Source organism: Rahnella bonaserana, from assembly GCF_019049675.1.
Classification (GTDB): Bacteria; Pseudomonadota; Gammaproteobacteria; order Enterobacterales; family Enterobacteriaceae; genus Rahnella; species Rahnella bonaserana.
The window spans coordinates 1-395 of the sequence record NZ_JAFMOW010000024.1 but is presented as its reverse complement, the minus strand read 5'-3'; the positions used below and the strand labels follow the sequence as shown (position 1 = coordinate 395).

The window sequence follows — 395 nt, the reverse complement described above, 5'->3', positions numbered from 1 at the left end:
CCGCTGATACTGCCACAACAGGTTGCGCCCCCACCGCCGTGTGCAGACGCATTGGATCCCGCTACGCCATTCACACTAAACCCCAAAATAGGCCGGTCAATTTCGCTGTGAATAATTAATGTCACCGGCCCGGTCGGTGGCCCCCAGATGGATGCCCAGATTAACCAACCTCCCCATGCCAGTATGAACAATAATAATCCCGCGCCCAGCCATTTACCCCAGCGCGCATAGCCGCGATTAACGGCTCCGTCTATTTTTTCCAGTCTTCTAAAAAAATCCATTTTATTTCTCTCGTTATTCATTTTGACTGACGGAATCAAATATCTGCCGCTGGTAATTTATTATCCTTGCCCGGATGTTTTTCATAAGGTGACCAGGCATTGTCACTCCACCCT

The 395-nt window shown here is 49.6% G+C and carries 1 pseudogene; it reads right to left on the bottom strand.

Annotated features, from left to right (window positions below):
• A pseudogene (locus J1778_RS00100) lies at nt 1-281 on the bottom strand (DUF3304 domain-containing protein); the annotation flags it as partial.
• Between the last annotated feature and the right edge of the window lie 114 nt (nt 282-395).